Annotated in this window: 16 protein-coding genes; 6 read left to right on the top strand and 10 right to left on the bottom strand. The window is 70.1% G+C overall.

The genetic code is table 11. The features are described from left to right. Positions 1-394 precede the first annotated feature (394 nt). Together K7G61_RS10070 and K7G61_RS10065 are read right to left on the bottom strand one after the other, a co-directional pair. Entirely contained in the window at positions 395-1,225 is an 831-nt protein-coding gene (locus K7G61_RS10070; protein WP_225846380.1) for a hypothetical protein, read from the bottom strand. Positions 1,226-1,351: 126 nt separating this feature from the next. Next, positions 1,352-2,785 carry a hypothetical protein gene (locus K7G61_RS10065; RefSeq protein ID WP_225846379.1) on the bottom strand — a complete coding sequence of 478 codons (1,434 nt, stop codon included), beginning with the start codon at positions 2,783-2,785 and terminating at the stop codon, positions 1,352-1,354. Between the two features lie 307 nt (positions 2,786-3,092). Between K7G61_RS10065 and K7G61_RS10060 the strand changes: the two genes are divergently transcribed. After that, positions 3,093-3,320, top strand: coding sequence for a hypothetical protein (locus K7G61_RS10060; protein WP_225846378.1), 228 nt, complete (start codon positions 3,093-3,095; stop codon positions 3,318-3,320). Between the two features lie 53 nt (positions 3,321-3,373). On the opposite strand, the gene K7G61_RS10055 is transcribed toward K7G61_RS10060, so the two are convergent. From K7G61_RS10055 to K7G61_RS10030, 6 genes are all read right to left on the bottom strand, one after another. Then, positions 3,374-4,120 carry a methyltransferase domain-containing protein gene (locus tag K7G61_RS10055; protein WP_225846377.1) on the bottom strand — a complete coding sequence of 249 codons (747 nt, stop codon included), beginning with the start codon at positions 4,118-4,120 and terminating at the stop codon, positions 3,374-3,376. A gap of 78 nt (positions 4,121-4,198) precedes the next feature. After that, a complete protein-coding gene (locus K7G61_RS10050; protein WP_225846376.1) occupies positions 4,199-5,599 on the bottom strand; it encodes a hypothetical protein in 1,401 nt (466 codons plus the stop codon). Then, positions 5,599-6,366 (bottom strand): HD domain-containing protein, encoded by a 768-nt coding sequence (locus K7G61_RS10045; protein WP_225846375.1) that lies wholly within the window; start codon positions 6,364-6,366, stop codon positions 5,599-5,601. Before K7G61_RS10045 ends, K7G61_RS10050 begins: the two co-directional genes overlap by 1 nt. Before the next feature lie 39 nt (positions 6,367-6,405). Continuing rightward, positions 6,406-6,990, bottom strand: a complete 585-nt coding sequence (locus K7G61_RS10040) for a hypothetical protein (RefSeq protein WP_225846374.1) — start codon at positions 6,988-6,990, stop codon at positions 6,406-6,408. Between the two features lie 162 nt (positions 6,991-7,152). Next, positions 7,153-7,452 (bottom strand): hypothetical protein, encoded by a 300-nt coding sequence (locus K7G61_RS10035; protein ID WP_225846373.1) that lies wholly within the window; start codon positions 7,450-7,452, stop codon positions 7,153-7,155. A gap of 73 nt (positions 7,453-7,525) precedes the next feature. Beyond that, positions 7,526-8,035 carry a nucleoside-diphosphate kinase gene (locus K7G61_RS10030; protein ID WP_225846372.1) on the bottom strand — a complete coding sequence of 170 codons (510 nt, stop codon included), beginning with the start codon at positions 8,033-8,035 and terminating at the stop codon, positions 7,526-7,528. Between the two features lie 437 nt (positions 8,036-8,472). Here K7G61_RS10030 and K7G61_RS10025 point away from each other — a divergent pair, with 437 nt between their 5' ends. Continuing rightward, complete coding sequence (locus tag K7G61_RS10025; RefSeq protein ID WP_225846371.1) at positions 8,473-9,141, top strand: NUDIX hydrolase; 669 nt, start codon at positions 8,473-8,475, stop codon at positions 9,139-9,141. Next, positions 9,138-9,554, top strand: a complete 417-nt coding sequence (locus tag K7G61_RS10020; RefSeq protein WP_225846370.1) for an NUDIX hydrolase — start codon at positions 9,138-9,140, stop codon at positions 9,552-9,554. The genes K7G61_RS10025 and K7G61_RS10020 overlap by 4 nt, the downstream gene beginning before the upstream one ends. 121 nt (positions 9,555-9,675) lie before the next feature. Here K7G61_RS10020 and K7G61_RS10015 read toward each other — a convergent pair whose 3' ends face one another. Together K7G61_RS10015 and K7G61_RS10010 are read right to left on the bottom strand one after the other, a co-directional pair. Further along, positions 9,676-11,445 (bottom strand): serine/threonine-protein kinase, encoded by a 1,770-nt coding sequence (locus K7G61_RS10015; protein WP_225846564.1) that lies wholly within the window; start codon positions 11,443-11,445, stop codon positions 9,676-9,678. A gap of 269 nt (positions 11,446-11,714) precedes the next feature. Continuing rightward, a complete protein-coding gene (locus K7G61_RS10010) occupies positions 11,715-13,232 on the bottom strand; it encodes an ATP-binding SpoIIE family protein phosphatase (RefSeq protein WP_225846369.1) in 1,518 nt (505 codons plus the stop codon). A gap of 283 nt (positions 13,233-13,515) precedes the next feature. Between K7G61_RS10010 and K7G61_RS10005 the strand changes: the two genes are divergently transcribed. The 3 genes from K7G61_RS10005 to K7G61_RS09995 all read left to right on the top strand — a co-directional run. Continuing rightward, complete coding sequence (locus K7G61_RS10005; protein ID WP_225846368.1) at positions 13,516-15,690, top strand: MMPL family transporter; 2,175 nt, start codon at positions 13,516-13,518, stop codon at positions 15,688-15,690. Positions 15,691-15,818: 128 nt separating this feature from the next. Continuing rightward, entirely contained in the window at positions 15,819-16,085 is a 267-nt protein-coding gene (locus K7G61_RS10000) for a metal-sensitive transcriptional regulator (protein WP_225846563.1), read from the top strand. Positions 16,086-16,941: 856 nt separating this feature from the next. Then, a partial coding sequence (locus tag K7G61_RS09995; RefSeq protein ID WP_308190620.1) for an arabinofuranosidase catalytic domain-containing protein occupies positions 16,942-17,310 on the top strand: 369 nt, incomplete at its 3' end.

Below are 17,310 nucleotides of genomic sequence, written 5' to 3'. Positions count from 1 at the left end.
GACGATGTGCGAGTACTCCATGTCCGGTGCCGATTTTGGCAACAGCGTCGCCCTGGCCGTCGAAATGTGGCCGCGGGTGACTGCGGACGCGGGGCAATACCCCGTGCGATCGCTGTCGCCGATTCCTCTCCGACTACTTCGTCGGCATCCGGGTAATCGTCGGCGCGGGGGAACACACCCGGACCGTCCACGTGACCGACCTGTTCCCCGAGCGCTGCGTTCGGGCCGACCACCAACCCGACGCCGGACAGGCCGCAGTGACGCGCGGTCCTGGCCCCACCCACTCCGGCCCGTTCGAGGCTCAGCCCGTCTGCGCGGCTCCCCACTTCCGCGACGACGCGCCGGCTTCACCGCGCCGCTGACGTGACCCGCGAGGCCGGTGCGGCGCGTGGTTCTACCTCTGGATGTGTGTCTTGGCGTCACTGAGCCAGGCCGGGTCGATCGGGACCAGCTCGATGCCGTCCGGCAGCCGCGTAGTGCCCGAGGTGATGGTGACCTTCTGCACGTTGCCGGTCTCCAGCAGGCGCAGCGGAGCCTTGGCGATCTTGTCGTAGTCCCCGGCGGGGTGCTTCGGGTTGACCACGTCGCCGTACGCGACGACGACCGGCAGGGAGCCCCAGATCGTGCCGGTCCAGTGGGGCTTGGTGAGGGTGCCCGAGTCCAAGCCGTCGCACTCGGTCTTGTCGGAGTACTCAAACCCCATCGCCGCGCCGTACGACAGCCCCGGCGCCACGAAGTCCCACATCATGCCGCCGTCACCGAAGTCCGGCGTGTCGTTGACGACCGACAGCCGTCCGATGGCGTAGACGCTGCTCTGTGTCGGGATGGTGACGGTGGTGGACCCGCTGATGCCGGAGGCGTCCAGGCAGGGTATGTCGCCCTTGCCGCCGACCGCCGCCCAGGCCGCTTTGAGCACGTCCAGGTCGCGGCCCGGTATCGCCGGGTAGAGCGTCAGGTGCATCGTCTGCTTGTAGCCGTCGCTGGTGGTCTGCGTGGCGTCGTAGAACTTCGGTGAGGGCGGCAGCGCCGACCAGGCAGGCGTGGTCGGACTCGCCGGTGTGGCGGTGGCGGTGGCGCCCGCCGTCTGCGCGGCGTCCGGGGCGGCCGTGGACGCGGACGCCCGCGTGGTCGAACTCGCGTCCGCTGGACCGCCCGAACCACCGCACGCGCTCAACGCGGCAGCGGCGGTCGCGACCAGCGCCGCCACCAGAGCCGCTCGTTTCATTCCATGCTCGCTTTCCTCGGGTGCCGGACAGCAGGTGCCGGAGGCGGGTGCGTGGTGCCGGATGCCCGTGCCGTGCGGCGGCGCACCGGCCCGGGCGGTGCCGGACGGCCGGTTGGGGTGGCCGGCTCAGCAGGTGACGTACACGGTAGTGAACCGGATGTCCGGGTCGTAGGCCAGTGCCAGGTCGCAGTACGCGTCGAGGTAGGCCTGGAGCTCCTGCGCGTAGGGCAGAACGTCGCGTATCCGGCTCATCGCGGTGACGGTGAGCACCGTGTCGTTCCAGGAGCCCGCGACCATCCCCCACTGCACCTCCCAGAAGTGGGCGGGGTCGGGGATCACCGCACCCGAGACGGCGTCCGACTCCTCGGTGTGGCAGCCGAAACGCACCCGCGGCAGCATGCTGCGGCCCTGGTCCAAGGTGAGCTGGGACGGCCGGCGCGAACCCCACATCGTGTTCCGGCCGGTGACCGAGCCGTAGCCGCACCGGAACGCGGCCACGGAGTCCATGGCACGCTTCCCGCAGTCCGCGCCCTGGAAGCCGCGTTCGCTGCGCAGCCGCACGCACACCGGGAACTCGCCGCCGGGGGCCAGCCGCCAGGCGGGCGCCGGCACCTGCTCCGACCACACCGCCTGCCATCCCGCGTTCGTCCCCACGGCGCCGACCACCGCGTCACGGAACCGGGCCAGGTCCTGCGCGCCCGCCGAAAGGGTCCGCGACACACTCAGCCAGTTCAGGGCCGTGGCCAGCCGCCGCTTCCAGCGGACCTGGGCCGGCACATCACTGGCTACCGCCGGGGCGTCCAGCAGACAGCCCTCGGGACCGTTCGGACGCACCCGCAGCACGCCGCCCGCCGGATCCCCGTCCGGGGCCAGATACACCAGTTCCACCCCCGGCTCGGCGTCCTGCCCGGTACGGAAGCGGAAGAACCCCGCGCGCTCGACGATCAGCGCGGACGGCACCGCGACTGGCCAGGATCCCGCAGCCGACTCGTCCGGCGGGGCGAAGAAGTCGCCGCCCACGGGCGAGTTCGAGTACTCCAGCGGCACCGGTGCGATCTGCCCGCCCGGGTCCGGCCGGCCCTCGCGTACGCGCAGCCCAGGTCCGCGCAGCAAGGTCTCCGCCAGCACACCCCGGATCCGGTCCAGCGCCTCCGCGTTCACCATCGAGCCGTCCCGGGTCGCGTAGACCGGAACGTCCGCGACGCACTCGGCTGGCGACTGCGCCCGGGTGAAGCGCAGCGACCAGTCCTGCTTCCACTCACCGAGCCCCCGCACACCGCCCAGGTCCAGCGTGGCGGCACCGGATGGACCGTGGTCGAACCGCAGCACCGAGGGCTGCTCGCGCAGCCATCTGGCAAGGGAGTTGTGCCGCCCGTCCGGCATCACACTCGTGTTGTACGAGACCGGCGCGGTCAGCACCGTGCTGATCCCGGCCCACGCGGGCAGTCGGTCCTCCGGCACGAACGGCGTGGCGGCACGCGCCTGCTCCAGCCACGGTCCGATTGGCAACGACTGCGGCGCGGCCTTGCGTGCGGCGGCGCGAGTGGCGAGAAATCCCATGTGCGGCTCCTTGAAGTCCTGGCGAGAACGCGACGCCGGCTCCCATAGCCCCCTTTGCCCGCCGCACTGCTCCCCAAGACTGCCGACAACCGGCCCCACGGGGAACCCGGATTTGTCCGGGGTTCGTCCCGTCCGGCGTGACTGGCGTGCTCTCGGGGGCAGTTGAGTTTGATGTGAAGAAAACGTTTGCGAGGACGCACCATGACGCGGTGGCCGAGGGGCCACGACAGCGCAGACACCTGACACGAGGCCTGAGAAGGGGCGTCCTCGAAGACGTCGCGCGTGTACTCAGGCTCACCGAAGACGAATGGACGAATGGACGAATGGACGAATGGACGAATGGCGGACAGTGTGGCATTTCGTCTTCGCCGCCGACCCGCCGCACCCGCTCTCGGCGGTGTCGGGACCGGCCGTGCCGGGCGCGTGGCAGACCGGGCTGGACGGCATCGGTTCGATCGCCGGGATTCCGGACGGCGTCCCGGGAAGCCGTCTGACCATCGCTCAATTACTCGGCTCTTCCCGATCCCCGGCGTAGCCCCGACCGTCGGGGTGGCACTGTTCAGCTCCGAGCTTCCTACGGAGAAAGAGCTATTTCGTCGCCACCACGTACACGCTGCCCCACTCCCGCTTCGGGTTCGCGATCCGAGGGTCGAAGGGCCAGGGCTCCACTTTCCTGAACCCGGCTTCCGTGAACAGCTGGACCAGCTTCTCGAAGTCGTAGGCCCAGTAGTGGGGGTTGTACGTGGGGTCGTCGTCCTGGTCGCGGAAGACGTAGTTGATCAGGTCCAGGAACGTGTCGATGTCCTCGCGGCAGTTCCGGTTCGCGTACCAGCGCTCGATCATCTCGGTCGCCTCCGCCGGAGGGGCCGGGTACTGCTTGAGGACGTGCGCGGCGTCCGGCACTCCGGTCACCACCTGACCGCCGGGCGCGAGGACGCGGTGGGTCTCGCGGGCGTACTTCTTGGCCGAGCGGGGGTAGTCGACGTGCTCCAGGAAGTGTTCGGAGAACAGGAACCGTACGGTGGCGTCGTGCAGCGGGATGCCTTCCCGTACGTCCCATAAAAGGTCGGCCGGCGGGACGGCGTCGATGTCGAAGAAGCCGTCGATACGGTGTGCCCCGCCGCCGATCTGCACCTTCGCCGGCTTCTCGTCGATCCGGCCGTCGGGCCAGGCTTTCTGGCCGGCCCGGTGGTGGCGGGCGAGTTCGAGTTCCTTCGCGACTGCCCGCAGCGTGCGGGCGAGGCCGTGCGTGGTCGCCGGGTCCGTGAGAAGGGCGGCGGTCTGCGCGCCGAAGTGGTGCAGGTCGGCACGTGCGGTGTCGCGATCGATGGTCATGGTTCGCGTCTCCTCGGGGTTCGAAAGCTCAGGTGGTCCAGGGGGCCGGAAAGGCTCGTCGGCGCGTCTGTCCGTCGCTCACACCGAGGCGGGCTCCGCCGGCTCCGCCCACTTGTTGTTGCGCATGAGGGTGTGCTTGATGTCCACCAGCCGGGGCGCGATGGTCAGTGCCAGCTCTTCGGCCGGGTGCAGGTGACCGGCTTCGTCGCGTTCGGCCCGCCAGACGCGGTACTGCAGGTCGGGGTACGCGGGGTTGATGCCGACCTCGCCTTTCGGGAAGGTGCCGTTGAAGGGGACCACGATGTCCATGTGGTTCCAGTAGTTCCATGCCTGCAAGGCTTTGTGCTGGTCGTAGTAGAAGTAGAAGTCGGGGTAGCGGCCGAAGGTGCGCAGTTCGCGGTGGATCAGGTGGCCGAGCAGCGGACCGAGCTGGTGCGTGAGGCTGTCGAATTCCCAGCGCCTGTGGTGCCAGGCTTCCGGGACCTGGCCAGGCGTGAAGAGGCGGGCGGCGGCCAGGTAGCTGATCCGCTCGCTCAGGTAGCTGCGGGCGTGTGAGGCATCGACGCTGGGGTCGATGCGGGCCAGGAGCGCGTCCAGGTCTCCCGGGGAGGGCCGGAATTTCGCGAGGTCGAACTTGCCGGCCATGTGGGGGAAGGACGCGAACAGCATGTCCTTGTACAGCCAGTTGTTGAATTCGCCGGCTTCGGCCCGCTGCATGGTCTGCGGGCTCGTCGAGTGCAGCATGAGGTACTCCGCCAGTGCCTCGAAGTACAGGTAGCCGAGGATGGGCAGGCGGGGGATGGCCTCGTCCAGCACGCGCAGGAAGGACTCGGGCCGCACCCGTGCGCCCTCGTAGGTGATCGCGGCGGCCAGCGCGAGGAAGGTCGTGGAGTTCTTCGTGCGGCTGAGAACGGTCTCGCGCAGTCGGTGCCGCTCGGCCTTGGACAGCAGGTACTCAAGTCGGCTGTAGATCCGCAGGTGGATGGAGCCCAGACGCAGGTAGTCGATGCCGGCCAGGCCGCGGTACGCCTGGGCCGGCAGCGTGATCTCGAAGATCAGCGGCGTGGGCCTGCGGCCGGGTGCGCCCGTCTTCGCGACGAAGGCCGGCGCTTCCTTGTCGAGGACGTAGGCCCCGAGGTTGTGCATGCGGAAGCCGCTGCCCGCGGGGGTGAGCGGGGCGCAGTAGATGCTGCCGACCAGGCAGCCGCCGGAGGGGTGGAGGACGCCGTGTTCACTGATCTCTTCGAGCGCGTGGGTGACGTGCAGCAGGTGCAGCGTGCGCTCGTTGGTGAGGGTGCGGAAGAGGGCGTTGCCGCGCAGGAGGTGCCCGTTGGGCGTGTGCTGGACCAGGCGGCTTTCCCATGCCGCCGTCCGGGCGGCGAGTGGGTCGATGGAGTGCCGGGCCGGACCGGGTATGAGGGCCGTGTCGAAGAAGACGTGGGCGTCGGCCCACTCCTGGTAGGTGTCGAGGAAGTCCATCAGGAGATCAGTTCCCCCTGGCGTAACGCCTCGAAGACGGCGCCGGCGCTGCCCAGTCCTGCCAGGTGTGCGGTCTCGGATCGCACGACGAGGTCGAAGGCTGTGGCGCGAAAACGGTCGAAGGCGTCGCTGCGGACCTGGTGGGCGTCCGGCCACCAGCCAAGCTTCGGCTGGCGGTACCGGTCGAGTGCGTCGGCGGCTTTGAGGAGGTCACAGACCCAGCCGGTCCTGGCGTAGTCGGCTTCGTCGTCGGGGCTGAAGTCGGGGTACGGCACGTCGTGGAGCCGGACCGCGGTCGCGGCTCGATCGATGCGCAGGGGCGTGGCCGTGAGACCGAAGTGCCCCCAGACCGCGTCCGCGTTCCGCGTGAGCCAGAGCGCGGCGCGATTGCCGTGTCCCCGGTCGTCCCGGTCGTGGAGGCGGCGGCAGTCGTGGAGGGCCGCGGCGAGTACGAGGTCGGCGGTCTCCTCGTCGCGCAGTCCGGCGTCCTCGGCCAGCAGTGCGGACAGCGCCGCCGTACGCATCGCGTGCCGTACGCCGTGCAGGGAGTCGGTGACCTGGGCCTCGGCCCACCAGTCCGTCGGGGTTGCGGATCGTTGGAGTAGCCGCTGGGACGCGCGGCTGAGGCCGGCCGTCGAGTGGCGCGGGAAGTCCGGTCGGTTAGCCTCGATCCATCGCACGGTGGCGTGATCGGTGTATTGGTGGCGCGGTAGCTGCTTGCGTGCGGCCAGCTCGACCAGGCTCTCGGTCGGCGGGGTCGTGCTCATCTCGGCCAATCCCCCCTTGGGTCTGCGGCGATCGGAAAGTCAGCGGACGGTGGTGGGTTGCTCCGCGCCGGCCTTGCGGGCGCGTTCGGCTGCCTCGAAGGCGGCGGTGAAGTCGGCGAGCTCCTGTTCGCTCATCAAGGTCACGTCCAGTTCCCGGGCGACCGCGCGAATACGAGCCTCGGCTTCGTCCAGGGCGGCCTGGCCGGACGTGTCGGCGAGCAGGACCTCGAACTCGGCGTGGTGCCCCCACGCCTCGCTCCACTTCACCGCGATCTCGACGCCGCGGAAGCGGAAGTTGCGGCGCTGGTTGAAGGCCTCGTGCATCTCACCTTCGAAGCCGAGGTGGTTGAAGATGCGGACGGCCGCGTCGACGTCCTCGCGGGCGATGGGGATCTCGGTCTCGGGGAAAGCGGCCCCCTGACCGATTTTGCCCGCCTTGAGCGTGATCTTGGCCGATCCGGCTGCGATGTTGTCAGTGACCTTCAGCAGCTTGTCGGGCAGTACGTAGAAGTAGATGCGTTTGTCGTCGCGGCCGAGGTCCTCGCCCTCGCGTTCGAGGCGGGTGATCAGCCGGTCGTGGGCGAGCTCGTCGAAGCGCGCTCGCATCTCGATCTCGATGGCCAACAGTTCAGCCCTTCCAGGCATGGCTCTGCCGGCCGAGGCACATGACGCTGGGGTGCCTCGGTTGCTCAGAACGGGTGTCGGGTGGTGTTCATGCTCGGCGGTGCGGTCGCGGGCTGGGCCGGCCGCACCGCCGGCACCATCGTCCGTACCGGACGCGGAGGGTCAGGCGAGCCGGCCGAAGCGGTCCCGGACGACGCCCTCATGCAGGTAGTTCGGAAGCAGGACCCCGCCGACGGAAACCCGCCTGGTGGCCACCTGCTCCTCGGTGTCGCTCGGGAAGCCCTCCAGGAGGCGAAGGCATTGCTCGACCCACTCACGGGATTGCCGCCAGTCGCCGGCGTCCCGGTTGCGTACCGCGAGGGCGTAGGCCGTCTCAGCCGCGGCCCAGCGGTCCGCGGCTAATTCCCGCTGGAAGTCGGCCTCCAGTTCGCCCACCGAAGGGGCGCGGGTCTCATCGGTCATGACGTCCTCTCTCGTGCTGTGGTGCTCCTGTGCTGCTCAACGCACCGAGGTCTCATCGGTGACGTCGGACCGCTCAGTAGGTGAAGATCTCCGCCAGCGTGCGGTAGTCGTGGAGCTCGTCCTTGTCGAACCAGAGCTCGACCTCCTGAGCCGCCTCCTCCCGGTTCCCGGAGGCGTGCACCAGGTTGGCCACGGCCTTGCCCGAGGCGACGCTCGCGCCCTTGCTGTAGTGCGAAAGGTCCCCTCGTACCGTGCCGGCCGGTGCCTCGTTGGGGTACGTGCTCCCCACGATCTTGCGCACCGTCGCCACCGCGTCGAAGCCCTCCAGCACCAGAGCGATGACCGGGCCCTGCTGCATGAACGCGGCCGTGAGGTCGTAGACCTCGGTGCCGAGGCGTTCCTCCAGGTCGAAGTAGTGGCGCCGGGTGAAGTCGGCGTCCATCCGCTTCATCTTGATGCCGACGATCTTCAGCGCCGCGTCCTCGAAGCGAGCGATGATCTTGCCGGCGAAGCCGCGGACGACCGCGTCGGGCTTGAGGAGCACCAGGGTGCGCTCCGCCGTCTGTTCCTGCTCCTGGGCCATCGATTCCCTTTCAGCTTTCCGCCAAGCAATATGACGACCATTCAGCGCGTCATTTCGCCCGAGATTACCTGCGCCCAGGCCGAGCGCTGCCGCCCGACTGCCGTCAGGAACCGGACCGGCGAACCAGCGGTGTCAGGCAGTCCCCGTCTCCGTCGGCGTCCCGCGACGGGATGCGTGCCTCGCATGCTCTTGCGATGGCGGTGGCGTCGTCTTCCCGGCAGTCGGAATCTTCTTCGAGAACTTCGACAGGACGTCAGGAGGTCTTCGACGGGACATAGTCGCTTCCGAGGGGTTGAGTCGTTGACGGGGAGAGGACTGCCTGCCTGCAAGTCAACCGTCCGATTGCGGCCGGCACCATGCATGGGCGGTGCAATGGCTGTGCAGCGCCTGTGCAGCAGTCGCTTCCGGCATGGACCATGGGGAGGGGGGAGGTACACATGGACGTGGTCAAGGTCTGGAACGGCCGCAACGCCTGCGCCCTCCAGGCGGCTCTGCGCATGACCAACGAAGCCTTCGCCGGCCACTTGGGCATAGCCTTACGCACGGTTGCCGCCTGGCATGCCGACCCAACGGTGATCCCACGGGCGGAAATGCAGCAACTGCTCGACGAGGCGTACGAGCGAGCGGTTCCGGCCGTACGCGCGAGATTCGCACTGTTGTCCCGGGGCCAAGACGACCACGGTGCCGGCCTGCCACCCGGAGCGCGAGAGCCGCAGCCGCTCCGCGTCGCCATCGCCGTCGTCGTGCGGCAAGGGGATGTCCTTCTGGTGTGCCGCCGCGACAACGACGCCTCCGGACTCACCTGGCAATTCCCGGCCGGTGTGATCAAACCAGGAATGCGACCGGAGACAGCCACCGTACGGGAGACCCTCGCCGAGACCGGCGTGCACTGCGCCATCAGGCGGTTTCTCGGCAGCCGCCTCCACCCCCTCACGGGCGTGCAGTGCGAATACTTCCTCTGCGACTACCTGGCCGGCGAAGCGGCCAATACCGACATCGTCGAAAACGTCGACGTTGCGTGGGCACGCCGGGACGCGGTGACCCGCTTCATCCCCGCCGACACGATCTTCCCACCGATCCTCGCCGCTCTGGAGGAACAGACATGACGGACCAGCCCCCCGAGGAGCGCCCTGGTATCTCGGCCGCAATCATCACCCACGAAGGCCGCGTCCTCATGGTCCGCCGACGTGTGCAGGAAGGCCAGCTGTCCTGGCAGTTCCCCGCGGGAGAGATCGAGGCCGGCGAGTCCCCGGAACAGGCCGCCGTACGTGAGGCACACGAAGAGACCGGCCTGACCGTCGCCCCGGTGAAGTTCCTCGGCGCACGAGTCCACCCGAAGACGCACCGCACGATGTCGTACACCGCCTGCAGCGTCGTGGCCGGAACCGCCCGCGTGGCAGACGAAGAGGAACTCGCCGAACTGGCCTGGTGCACCCGCGCCGAGATCCCGCGGTACGTCCCTTACGGCCTCTTCGAGGCGGTGCAGGCTTATCTGGACGAGGCGCTGGCGAGTTACTGACCTTCAAAGGGTGGTGTCGGGAGGGCTGACGGTTCATGATCCCTGCGTCCGTTCGGTGCAGCGCCGACGCAAAGCCTGGTCGCGGGGCGGGATCTCCGGGTACCCCGTGGCGCCGAAGTCCTCAGCCGCGGTGCAACAGCCAACCCGTGACCGTTTTCCCCCACTGGTCGATGAACGACAGGTCTCCATGGAAGGCGGACCCGCAGGCATAGGCCGTCACGCCGGTAAAGAGGAAGACGGTGATTCCGGCCTTGAAGGGCTCCTCCGCCTGGAAGAGATCGTCAAGGACGTAAATCCAGGCGGCCAATCCTCCCAGGTCGAGAGCGATCGCCACGAGGGTCGGCCAGACACGCACCCCGGGTGAATCACCGGACACCAGGGCCGCGTGCCCGGTCCCCAACAACAGCGGGAGAAGCACCGGAGTGAGGACGACGCCCACGCCCACCAGGCCCGCCACAGCGGCCAACGTCATGACGGCAACGGTGGCGAAGAAGCCGGCCTCCTCGTAATCGCCGCTGTCGTGATCGCCGCTGTCGTGATCGCCGGGGGCGCCTGCGGAGCCGGCCTGCCTCTCCACGGAAATGACATGCCGGAGCAGGGACGCGCCCGTAGTATTCCGGGGCGATCCCGCCGGTTTGAGACGCTTTCCGTTGCCGGCCACTCGATAGGGGGCCTCCGCCACTGCCAGGAGGTCACGAAGTTCCGACCTGGGGTTGGAGTGCGAGGAGAAGGAGTTCGGCCCCACCCGCAGAACGTAGTCGGTTGCTTCCCAGAGCTGCCGGTCGCTCATCTTGCCGAAATCGACATAACCGTCCCAGCCTTTGTAAGCCGTGAAGCGCACCTTCGCAGCTACCTGGGTACGGAGAGTTCCCTGAGTGCTGTGGCTCAGCCACCCCGCCAGCGCCGGGCGCAGATGCGCCGGCACTCGCTCGTCGAAGACCAGCGGACGGGGCTGCCTCCGCTTGGGCCCCTCCGCGCCGACGCCGCCGTTCGTCCCGCCTTCCCCGTGCCTGTCCACCCTGGTCGGGGGCGGGGGCACCTCCTTCCGCGTACCACGCCTCCCTGCGGCCCCGCCGTCCGGAGCCTGGGCCGTGGCCGCGGAAGCGATCTGCAGCAGTTCGTCAGCGCGATGCAGCGCCTCTTCGACGCTCGGCCTGTCAGCCAGGTCGGGCTGCAGAAGATCGGTGATCAGAGGTGCGAGCGGCCCGGCACGCCGCATGGACAACGGACGCTCGTAGAGGATGGCATGCAGGATGGCCGGGTGGTTCTTCCCCGAGAACGGAGAACGCCCCTCCAGCGCGAAGTAGAGGGTGGCACCAAGACTGAACAGATCGGAGCCGGGACCGAGGGGCTTGTCCGTGAGCCGTTCCGGGTCGAGGTATTCGGGTGTGCCGATGACCAGCCCGGTGTCCGTGAGCCGCTGATCCTTCGTGTGGAGGGCGATCCCGAAGTCCACCAGGACGGCGTGATCGCCTTGGCGGCCTTTCTTGATCAGCACGTTGTCCGGCTTGATGTCGCGGTGGAGGACGTCCTGCTGATGGATGGCGCGCAAGGCATCGAGAAGTTGGCAGGCGATGGCCACCGTCCTGGCGACGCTCAATGGCCCCTGCCGCCGGACGAGTCCCCTGAGCGACGACCCCGGAACGAGGTCCATGACCAGCCAGGGGAGACCGTCCTCCTCGATCAGGTCGCGTACTCCGACGACATGGGGGTGGGGTTCCAGCCGGGCGACCGTGCGCCCTTCGCGCCGGGCTCGTTCCACTCGTTGCCGGCGTTCACCCTCCTCGACCGTCCCGGACATGGCGAGCTGCTTGATCGCGACGTCGATGTCGAGCTGTTCGTGGTGCGCTCGCCACACCGCCCCCATGCCACCGGACCCGAGGGATTCCACAAGCCGGTAACGGCCGCCGATGAGGTCCCCCGCCCTGTACGTCCTCTCCAAGGACCAGCCACCCCCTGCCGCGCTCCCCTCACCAACGGTGGCGTGTCGGCCTTGCCGGCGCAAGTACGTTGCGCCTGACTCCCTTCCTGCTCAATGCAGTTGAGCGCACTCACCACCTGTATGCGGCTCCGCCCGCGTGTCCGTCCGGCCCGATCACGTGATGCCGGGGGTGGCCGGGGGGCGGGCGGCGGCTTCCTGACCCGTACGGGCTCACGGGCTCATGGCGGGAGAGCATGGCCGTCAAGCGGGCCGCCGGCCGGGGCGGCGCGGCCGGCCGCCTGTTTCGCCGGGTCCGGGAGCGCCTGCTCCACCCAGATGGTCTTTCCGGTGTCGCAGTAGCGGGTTCCCCAGCGGCGGGCCAGCCGGCCGACGATGAACAGGCCGCGGCCGCCCTCGTCCAGGAGGCGCGGCAGGCGCATGTGCGGGGCGGTGCCGCTGCCGTCGGAGACCTCGCAGACGAGCGTGTCGGTCCTGATCAGCCGCAGCACGATGGGCGGGGAGGCGTGGCGGACGGCGTTGGTCACGAGTTCGGTGACCACCAGCTCGGTGGCGAAGACCTCGTCGAACAGTCCCCAGGCCCGCATCTGCCGGCTCGCCGCCGCCCGTGCTTCGCCGGGCGACCTCTCGTCGGCGGGGAACTCCCACGCGGCCACGTGATCCGCCTGGACCGCGCGCACGCGGACAAGGAGCACGGTGACGTCGTCGTCGCTGCCGGAGGGAGCGAGGCTGTAGACGTCGTCGCAGATCTCCGCCAGCGGCCGTTCGGCGGGCCCGAGCGCCGCCGCCACGCCCGCGAGGGCCGCGTCGGTCGTACGGTGGCGCAGGTCGAGCAGCCCGTCGGTGAACAGGGCGAGCACGGTGCCCTCGGCGAGGTCCAGTGTGGTCGTGGTGAACGGGGTGCCGCCGATGCCGAGCGGCGGATGCTCCGCGAGCCGCGGGTACTCGGCCACGGCGCCGGGCCTGAGCACGGCGGGCGGGGGATGGCCGGCGCTGGCGAGCGTGCACGTGCCGAGGACCGGGTCGTACACCGCGAAGAGAAAGGTCGCGCCCAGGTCGCGGGTCTCGTCCTCCTCGGCGAGCTGCGCGGCCATGTCGTCCAGCCTGGACATCAGTTCGTCGGGCGGCAGGTCGAGATCGGCCAGCGTGCGCACCGCCGTGCGCAGCCGCCCCATGGTGGCCGCGGCATGGACACCGTGTCCGACGACATCGCCCATGACCAGCGCGACCCGCGCACCGGACAGCCGGATCACGTCGCACCAGTCGCCGCCGACGCCCGCCTCGCTGTCGGTGGGCGCGTACCGGTGGCACACCTCCACGGCGTGGTTCCCGTTCAGCGAGCCGGGCATCAGGCCCTGCTGGAGCCCGAGGGCGACGTCCTGTGCCTTGTTCAGCCGCCGTTCCCTCGCTCTGGCCTGGCTGAACAGCACGGCCGTCGCCGAGGCCGCGGTGAGGAAGGCCAGCTTGACCAGCGTCACGTCGACGTCGTCGTCGTGCCGGGACAGGCCCACGCCGGCGTACAGGGCCACCGTCAGCGCGCCGATCAGCGCCGTGAGGTACACACCGTGCACCGCCGCGGCCAGGAACGGCACGATCGAGAGCAGCAACCCGTAATGATCCCCGGGCGGAGTCACCACCAGCAGCGCCCCGGCCGCCACCAGCACCACGAACGGCAGCAGGCGGACCGTGGTGAGGAGCATGCCGGTGTCGGCCCGGGAAGCGGTCGACGCGGTACCCACCGCTACCGCCGCCCTCGGCAGCGGAACGGGACACGGAGCGGGGCGGGACGTCGCCCGCCCGACAGCGGACACGCGACCCCGATGGGTGAAATGTCCATATCCGCCAGCCTACGCGAAGAAGGCGCCCCCCGGAGGCGTGGCACCGGCCGGCCGACCCCCTGCCTCATGTATACCCCCGCGGGTATTTGCGCCTACGGTCCGGCTCCGTCTACGGTTGCCTCCATGGATACCCCCAGGGGTATTGACGCGCACCGCCCGTGATCCACCGCAGGAGGCTTGCTGCATGACGTCCTCGCCCTCACCCGGAGTCGACTCGTCGGGTCTGCGACCCCTTCCTTCCGGTCCCTCCGGCTCCCCCGGGCCGTTCGGCCGGCTGGGTGTCTGGTCGGCGACCCACGCCAGGACCGTCTTCCTGCTGTGGGTGGTCGTGGTGGCCGTCCTCGGCGCCTTCGCGCCGAAGGTGGAGACGGCGCTGTCGGGTGCGGGATGGCAGGCGAGCGGATCCCAGTCGGTGGCGGTGCGGCAGATCGCCCAGCAGCACTTCGGGGGCAATGCCTCGTCCGCCGTCCAGGTCGTGGTGCACGCCGACCGGCCGGTGAGCGACCCCGCCGTGCGGCAGGTGATCGACCAGGCCGAGGGGATCGTACGAGCCGACTCCCGGATCGCGGCCGTCGTACCGCCGCGGCCGGGCGCGACGATCAGCCCCGACGGGCACACCGCCGTCGTCCTGGCGGGCGCCAAGGCCGACCCGAACGGGATGGTGCGCGCGGCCGACGACCTCAAGGGGCCGCTGGCCGCGCTGTCGGGGCACGGCGTGACCGTGACCGCCACGGGCGCGTCCGTGCTGTGGAGCGACTTCAACACCGCCAACCACAACGCGATGATGCACTCGGAGATCCTGTCCTGGCCGGTGACCCTGGTCATCCTGGTCCTGGCCTTCGGTTCCCTGGTCGCCGCCGGGCTGCCACTGCTGCTGACCATGGCGGGACTGGGCGCCTCGGCCGGCTCCCTCGTACTCCTGACACATCTGACGCCGGTGTCGATCTGGGCGATGAACTTCGCGATGATGTTCGCCCTCGCCCTGGGCATCGACTACGCCCTGTTCATGGTCATGCGGTTCCGCGGCGCCCGGGTGGGACGCTCCCGGGGCACCGTCGAGGCGGTTGCCGAGACCATGGACACCGCGGGCAAGGCCGTCGCACTGTCCGGCGCCACCGTCCTGGTCAGCCTGTCGGCCGTGATGCTCGTGCCCTCCCCCGCCTTCCGCTCCATGGCCGGCGGCATCATGCTCGCGGTCGCCTTCGTCCTGGCCGCCACGTTGACGCTGCTGCCCGCCGTACTGGCGAAACTCGGACACCGCGTCGACGCGGTCGCGCTGCCCTGGGTCAAGGCCGGCGAGCACCGCTCCCGGCGGTTCGCGGCCTGGGGTGAGCGCCTGTGGCGCCGGCCCGTGGCCTACGGCGCCGCGTCCCTGGTCGTGCTGCTGGCACTGGCCGCCCCGGTGATCGGCCTGCGTACCGCGATGCCGTCCATCGACGTCCTGCCCCACGACGCCTCGGCCCGGACCGGCTACACCGCCGTGCAGCAGGCGTTCGGCCCGGGCGCCCCGGGCGCCCTGCAGATCGCCGTACCGTCCGCCTCGGCCGGCCGGGCCGCGGCGACGGCCGAGCACACGCCGGGCATCGCCGCCGTCATGCCGCCGCAGGCCGCGACGGACCACTCGGGGTGGTCGATGATCCAGGCGGTCCCGAAGGTCGACCCGTCCGACCCCGCACTGTCCCGGACCGTGGACAGCCTGCGGGCCGATCTGCCCCACGGCAGCCTGGTCGGCGGCGCCTCGGTGGAGAACCTCGACCTGCAGCACCTGCTGACCGGCAAAACGCCCCTCGTCATCGCGGTGGTACTGGGCCTGGGCTTCCTGCTGCTGCTCGTCGCCCTGCAGGCGCCGCTGATCGCCGCACTCGGCGCCGCGGCGAGCCTGCTGTCCACCGGCGCCGCCTTCGGGGTGGCCCGCCTGATCTTCCAGGACGGACACGGCGCGGGTCTGCTCGGCTTCACCTCGCAGGGCTTCCTGGACGGCTGGGCACCGGTGTTCTTCTTCGCCATGATCTTCGCCATCGCCATGGACTACACCGTCTTCCTGCTCGCGTCCGCCAAGGAACACTACGAACGCAGCAAGGACGTCAAGGACGCCATGGTCGGCGCCATGGCCCATTCCGGCCGGGTGATCTTCGCCGCCGCCGCCGTCATGGTCGCCGTCTTCTTCACCTTCGCCCTGTCCGGACCGCTTCCGCCCAAGGAGATGGGCATCGTGCTCGGCGTGGCGGTCCTGCTGGACGCGGTCCTCGTACGGCTGGTGCTGCTGCCGGTTCTGCTGCGGCTGACCGGCCACGCCGCTTGGTGGAGCCCGTCGTGGCTGCGACGGGTGCTGCCGTCCGTGCGCTTCTCGCACGGGTGAACCACCCGGGGGCGGTGCCGCCGCCGGGACCTGGACCGGGACCGTCGGCGCCGCCCCGTCCTATACCCCCTGGGGTACCATCGGGAACACGTGAACGTATACGTCGGACAGGAGGCGCGGCCATGGGAATGGCAGTGGACGAGGATGCCGCGCAGTCGGTACTCAACCGCCTGCGCCGGGCACAGGGCCAGTTGTCCGGGGTCATCGCCATGATCGAGGCCGGCCGCGACTGCAAGGACGTCGTCACCCAGCTCGCCGCCGTCTCCCGCGCCCTCGACCGCGCCGGATTCAAGATCGTCGCAAGCGGCATGCGCCAGTGCATGGCCGCGGCTGACGACACGGCGCCTCCCATGACCGAGGCGGAACTGGAGAAGCTCTTCCTCGCCCTCGCCTGACCGCGGGTGCGGCTGCGGCTGACCACGGCCGCGGCCACCCGGCGCCGAACGCCGGTCGCCGGCCGCGGTTCGGCAGGTATCGGCAGGTATCGGCCGGTCTCCACCGGCCCCGGCCGTCACGTGCGGGGTGAAGGTCCCACGCCGGCCGGGATCGGGACCGCATGCGTCGCGCGGGACCTGCGGGGCGGCCTCGCGGGTGCCTGCCGCGCACGGTCGGGCGCGGCAGCCGGCGCCGCGGCAGCCGGCGCCGCGGCAGCCGGCGCCGCGGCGGCGGGCGGGACACCGACCGCAGGCCGCCCGACCGGAGCCGGAGCCGGGGCCTGGGCGGACACGCCGGCGGTCGACCAGAAGCTGCTGTTCATCGGGGTCTCCTGGCGGTGGGGGGAGGGACGCCAAGTGCGCTGATGTGCGACTCTGTCGTAGTTAGCGCTAACAACACAAGAGCCGTGCAACCCGCTTCCCCTGAGGGAAGATGGGATGTCTGACTGCCAACGGCGGCAGCGTGCCTCACGGGCCACGCTCTGTCAACCCTTGCCGCACGCGGCGCAGTTGCGCACCCCGCCCGCCGCCGCGGCAGTCGGCCGAGGGTCCCCCGCGCACTCCTCCCGCGCCCCTGCCGTCCCCCTTCTCGTATCCCTTCCCGCCGCCGGGCCGCGGTACCCGATTTGCGGCGTACCGGCGGGCCGCTGTCCGATTCGGATGTCGCACCCCTTGACACGGCTGCGGCGTTGGGAGGACCGTCTCCCCCCGAAACCTTTCAGAAATCCCATCGCGCAACGACGCTTTGAGCGTCCACTGATTGTTAGCGCTAACTATGACGGTCGATCATGGTGCATCCACACGGTAGGGAGATCACATGCGGACCACAGACCTCAGGCGCCGGCCCGGAGTCGGCAGAGGCGTCGAACGACTGCTCGCGGCGGTGAGACGTCGCGGTACGTCCGATGCCGCACCGGACGGCGCGCGTGCCGTCACGCCCGTACGCTCGCGCCGGCCTTCGCTGAAGGTGCTGGCCCGGGCGGGGGCGGCGGCGGCCCTTGTCGCGGGTGCGCTGGTCGGGGCTTCGGCCACGGCCGGTACGGCGCAGGCGGCCACGTCCGGCCCGTGCGACATCTACGCGTCCGGCGGCACGCCGTGCGTGGCCGCGCACAGCACCACGCGCGCCCTGTACGCCGCCTACAACGGGCCGCTGTACCAGGTGCGGCGCTCCTCGGACAACACCACC

Source organism: Streptomyces sp. HPF1205 (assembly GCF_020400825.1).
GTDB lineage: Bacteria > Actinomycetota > Actinomycetes > Streptomycetales > Streptomycetaceae > Actinacidiphila.
The sequence above is the reverse complement of the archived record's forward strand: the minus strand, read 5'-3'. Positions and strand labels throughout refer to the sequence as shown.

Excerpts from the sequence above, each read along its gene's own strand:
- K7G61_RS10025 (WP_225846371.1), top strand. The coding sequence starts at position 8,473 with ATGGACGTGGTCAAGGTCTGGAACGGCCGCAACGCCTGCGCCCTCCAG.
- K7G61_RS10065 (WP_225846379.1), bottom strand. The coding sequence starts at position 2,785 with ATGGGATTTCTCGCCACTCGCGCCGCCGCACGCAAGGCCGCGCCGCAG.
- K7G61_RS10055 (WP_225846377.1), bottom strand. The coding sequence starts at position 4,120 with ATGACCATCGATCGCGACACCGCACGTGCCGACCTGCACCACTTCGGC.
- K7G61_RS10050 (WP_225846376.1), bottom strand. The coding sequence starts at position 5,599 with ATGGACTTCCTCGACACCTACCAGGAGTGGGCCGACGCCCACGTCTTC.
- K7G61_RS10035 (WP_225846373.1), bottom strand. The coding sequence starts at position 7,452 with ATGACCGATGAGACCCGCGCCCCTTCGGTGGGCGAACTGGAGGCCGAC.
- K7G61_RS10060 (WP_225846378.1), top strand. The coding sequence starts at position 3,093 with ATGGACGAATGGACGAATGGACGAATGGACGAATGGCGGACAGTGTGG.
- K7G61_RS10005 (WP_225846368.1), top strand. The coding sequence starts at position 13,516 with ATGACGTCCTCGCCCTCACCCGGAGTCGACTCGTCGGGTCTGCGACCC.
- K7G61_RS10000 (WP_225846563.1), top strand. The coding sequence starts at position 15,819 with ATGGCAGTGGACGAGGATGCCGCGCAGTCGGTACTCAACCGCCTGCGC.
- K7G61_RS10045 (WP_225846375.1), bottom strand. The coding sequence starts at position 6,366 with ATGAGCACGACCCCGCCGACCGAGAGCCTGGTCGAGCTGGCCGCACGC.
- K7G61_RS10020 (WP_225846370.1), top strand. The coding sequence starts at position 9,138 with ATGACGGACCAGCCCCCCGAGGAGCGCCCTGGTATCTCGGCCGCAATC.
- K7G61_RS10030 (WP_225846372.1), bottom strand. The coding sequence starts at position 8,035 with ATGGCCCAGGAGCAGGAACAGACGGCGGAGCGCACCCTGGTGCTCCTC.
- K7G61_RS10070 (WP_225846380.1), bottom strand. The coding sequence starts at position 1,225 with ATGAAACGAGCGGCTCTGGTGGCGGCGCTGGTCGCGACCGCCGCTGCC.